This window comes from Acetomicrobium sp. S15 = DSM 107314 (assembly GCF_016125955.1).
GTDB lineage: Bacteria > Synergistota > Synergistia > Synergistales > Thermosynergistaceae > Thermosynergistes > Thermosynergistes pyruvativorans.
In genome coordinates, this window is the sequence record NZ_JADEVE010000409.1 from 1 (window position 1) to 476 (window position 476).

The window sequence follows — 476 nt, forward strand, 5'->3', positions numbered from 1 at the left end:
CTATCCTCTCACTAAAGACCGTGGAGGAAGTCTACAACTTCCTCGAGGATATAGACACTATAGGCGAGATCAGAGCATTGGCTCAGCGCCTCGAAGTGGCTAAGTTACTGAGCGAAGGTTTAACATACCCACAGATAACGAAGTGGTGTTGACGGAGCGAGGGGTCTTCTGGCCAGAGTTCACCACCTACGGAAAAACCGCCCACGGTTCTACGCCAGAGCTCGGACATAACGCCATCAAAGACTACCGCTATCACGTAACGCGCTTTTTCAAAGAATACCCGCAGGCTTGGAATCCTCAGGATGCCGGCAAAACATGGATGGCTGTGCTTTCCTTCCTCGGCCAGGACGGTCTCTCACCGGCAAAAGCTATTTCGCCGTTAGTTCCGGCGACGACGCTTCGGATGACGAAGGTCCCGGCGAGGGCCTCAGGCGTATTGGCCTTATCATCGCCTTCGGACACGTAAGTTACAAACT

General features: G+C 53.4%; 1 protein-coding gene and 1 pseudogene. Both read left to right on the forward strand.

The annotated features are described in order from the left end of the window. Positions 1-2: 2 nt before the first annotated feature. Positions 3-143, forward strand: a pseudogene (locus tag EZM41_RS11970) (YerC/YecD family TrpR-related protein); the annotation flags it as partial. 5 nt (positions 144-148) lie between these two features. Continuing rightward, positions 149-466: a peptidase dimerization domain-containing protein gene (locus tag EZM41_RS11975; RefSeq protein WP_198471297.1), complete on the forward strand. Its 318-nt coding sequence runs from the start codon at positions 149-151 to the stop codon at positions 464-466. Positions 467-476: the final 10 nt, after the last annotated feature.